The organism is Endozoicomonas sp. ONNA1, from assembly GCF_024606325.1.
GTDB lineage: Bacteria > Pseudomonadota > Gammaproteobacteria > Pseudomonadales > Endozoicomonadaceae > Endozoicomonas_A.
Map to the genome: position 1 here is coordinate 1 of NZ_JAHHPN010000214.1, position 3900 is coordinate 3900.

Annotated in this window: 2 protein-coding genes; both read left to right on the forward strand. The window is 45.5% G+C overall.

The window, feature by feature from the left end; genetic code table 11:
- On the forward strand, window positions 1-3223 hold a 3223-nt coding region (locus tag KDK19_RS05030; RefSeq protein WP_257291475.1), incomplete at its 5' end, for a transglutaminase-like domain-containing protein.
- A 166-nt stretch (window positions 3224-3389) separates the two neighbouring features.
- Window positions 3390-3900 (forward strand): hypothetical protein (locus KDK19_RS05035; RefSeq protein WP_257291476.1); only part of this gene is annotated, 511 nt, incomplete at its 3' end.

A 3900-nucleotide genomic window follows, 5' to 3' on the forward strand; every position in this document is an offset into this window, starting at 1 on the left:
GCCGTTACAGCCCACCAGTCTTGATTTACAGAATGTGGCCAGGGCCGTCATCCGAAGGGGTGATTTTACCGAAGACGGGCTGCATCAATGCCTTAATCAGCACTACCGGCTTTATCTGATGGCTGCCGGAATATCGTTGGAGGCACTGCCAGAGTCTTCGGCTCTTACCATGAGAGAGGGCGGGCTTGATTCTGAGCTTTGTAAATGGTTCAACCAAACGGTATCGAACATTGATCGTCCGTGGTTAATACAACGCAGTAATCTCAACAGTGTGGATGAAAAACGCTACGAAATTCGTATTAAGGCTGATCTGAATGATGAGGAAGCCAGAAAAGAAATTATCAAAATGATGGCTCAGGCCAGGTGGCAGGCATCTGGTCTTTCCCTGGAGCCGGATCAGTCGGACGATACGCTCACCCGGGCACTGTACCGACACTGGCAGCAACGCTGGTTTGATCGTGAGTTCAGCCAGAAGGTCGTGGATGCTAATCAGGTATTTCCCCTGACGGAAGAAGAGAAACAAACGCTGAAATTATCAGCGTCCCGGCCTTATCTTAGAGAGGCTGAAAAGCGAATAGAGGGTTGGAACTCAAATGCAGTTCGATTGTGGCCGGAGTTTTGGCATCAGATGAGCGATCTGCCAAACCGTTGGGTTGGAGATCTTATTAACGAAGTGTTAGCTGTTGGGGGTGATAAAGCGCCTGAACGATACATTCCAGAAGTCCGCAAGAAACAGGCTGAGAAATTAGACCGGGAAACACACTATCAGCACCTTGAGATGCCGCAAGTTAACGATTATAAAATTTTCAATACACAGAACCATTCTTCCCATATGTACCGCTGGTGGGCAAAGAATATTGATGTCTCTGCCAAGGGCGATATCAGACTAACCGATTTTAATGATGAACATATTCAGGGGTTTGAAATCCTTACACCGGAACCATTACCGGGGTGTGATCAGGAATTGATATTAGCAAGCGATCAAACACTGGCCACCATAGAGATGTCATCGAAGAATGGTCAATATCGATTGCCCAGCCTTACGGTTAACGACTATATCGTTGCCCTTCGTATCGAACCCCATTCGGCATGTACTCTGGTAAGGGGTCGATATACCGGGCTTCACACACTGTCTATTCCTGAGGCCAAAGCGGAACAGGTGATTAAAATTGCCTATGTTGTTGAATCCAGAAAAACAGACAGAAAAACACCAACCGAATCCCGACCAGAACCATCAAAACGTTTTGATGCCTGCTGCTCAGAAGGGATGAAAACAGTACTGGACAAGCTGTTTACAACCATTGATAAACGCCCACGCGAAGTCCCGAAGCTTTTGCGGGCCATAAACGACGCTGAAGACATACCTCAACAGATTGAGGCGATCACGGACTATTGCAGACAGTTTGACGGTAATACTAAACCAAAGAAACATAACAATTTCTTTAAATTCCTGGTAACACAGCGGCAAGGTAGCTGTCGACATCGTGTGCCTGTTTTTATCGCTTTTTGTCGTTATTTTGGGATTCCATCCCGGCAAATTGATAACCGTATCCACTGCTTTGCCGAGTATTCCGGAGATGGAGGTCAAACCTGGGAGCCAGTGGATTTGGGCGGGCTACCTCTACAGTCAACGGAAATCATACCTGACTTCCAGCCCAGCAGGAAAATCGGTAGTTCCAGCACTTCATCAAAGAAGATTCAGGATCTCATGAAAGGGGCTGATTTAGCACAACAGCAAGCTCTGGCTATAGCCTGTGGCATACGCTTTGAGGAACTCAATAAAGCCCTTGAGACAAACAGTGCATTGCTAGCAACTAATCTAAGTTTTTCCGAAATAGTCTGGAACCTTTGGAGTGAAGGAGACCTAACCAGTTTTTCCATGGGCGTCTCAATAATCGAATTGCCAGAGACAAACGTATTGAATAGTTACGACGATATTTTGGGAATGATGCCTGAGACAGTCAAACAAATATTGTCCAATAGTGATGAAGATCAGGTCACTGAACTACTCAGGTCTCTCTATCCAAAAATAATTGATCAGGTTCCCTTTGGTGCTCAAATGTGGTTGCACGCAATGGTAAAAATATTGGAAGACAGTTGCTTGGCCAAGCCTTTGGTTAATCGCTTTGCCCTTGAAGTCCTGAAATCGGGTTGGCTGGATCCATTGCCGACCTATCAGAAACATATTATTAGTGCTGTTAAACATCATTGGCTATTGGTACGCCTGGAAGGTGTCGATGAACTGATGGTTGAGGCCGCCCGTTGCCTGAAAAAATGGTATAAGCAATTATTGTCCAGGGAAAAAAATTGTCTGCTATGGCTGCTGGCTTATAAACGCTTTCGAGAGGGTTCAGATGATGCTTTCTTCTTGAGTCATTGTCATGATGGGTTTTCATCATCCCTTGAATGTAAACTTGCCTATCCATCTATTCAGTCCGCCTGGAGGAGCGAGCCTGAGGGCATTCCCAATATAGAACGAATGCTGGCTCACCATCCGGCGTTTCCAAAGTTAATCTCAGGAGGGGCGAACCACCGTCCGGTGATTATCATGGGGACACCTTTCTGGAGCAACATAGAGTTGTTTCATATAAAGGCCGAGGCCCTGCTTCAACGAAAAGTTGAGAACAATCCGGTTTTGAAGCAGTTAGTGAAAAAAAACAATGAATATGAGGCGAAGTGTAAACAATACAATACTGCTCTGTATGAATTGAGAAAAGAAAGCCGTGACGCATTAACGCGAACGCCTTCTGGTGAGAAATCTCAAGATCAAACAAAAATATATGAGCAAAAAAAACGTACTATCGAAAGCGATTACCAAGACAGTCTAAAGTCCCTTGAAGTGTCCGATGTGGAACAAAGACTTCTGAAAGATTTAAGAGAGAAATGCAGGCAAGCGATTGAGCAGGCCTTCAGTCATTATCTATATGGGTTGACACACTCGAAAGGCAGCTGCTTAACGTATTGTTGGGGCAATGCTACCATCAACAGGCCACGCTTTTTAAACAACTATGGCTCTCATGATCCATCCTCACCAAGAGAGCTGTACGCCATGATGTCTGAAATTGAGTGCTCTTATGAGTTTGAGAAATCGGTTAAGGATGAATACTTACGGCAGACGCTCAACGCCAGTAACGCTCTGGTGCTCAAATCCGATGAGCTGACAAAAATTGCCAATGAGTTTTTGAACAGTGTGAATTTGAATTCGATTTATGGCTCTTTATGACTCAATGGATATTTAATAGCAGTCTGGTGACGATGCGTTTTACGAGACCGATGACTTCCTTTAATGGTTACGGGTAACAATCCAGGTGAAACTTTCGTCCTTTTTGTAAGTCTTATAACTAAACACTTTCGATAAATTTCTTCAAATTGCAGTAGGGAGTTTGACTATGGATGGTCAGATTGGCACAACAACAAACAAAATCATTTCTGGTAGTGAGGTGCCTGACAGTGGCGTGCCAACCAAGACAGCAAAGCTGGAGTTATCGTCAGAAAAGAAGGTAACAATCTGCGAACAGTTCACCTCCAAATTAACCCTATCATCACCTCCGGTTGTGTCGCCTGACAAAGCGAGAACTGTATCCCGAACAGATTCCTCGCTCTCCAGAGCTTCTCATTCCTTCGATTTTCGTTTTGTCGCTAGTGATGATGAGGTTCGACAGCTTTTAGTGGCTCAGACCGGCGATGCACATCAGGATGTCATCCTTATCTCCCACCCCGATGACCTCTCACAGGCTAGTCTGGTGAGTCGGTTGAGCATTTCTGACGATGGTCGCCACACTCTCCTTTCAGGCAAACTGTTTGAAGGTTCACAGCCGCTCACCCTGGTGATAGATATCCGCAAACTCACCAGTGAGGAGCTGCCAAAATTTAACGATCTGCTGGACCCGGACAACCCCT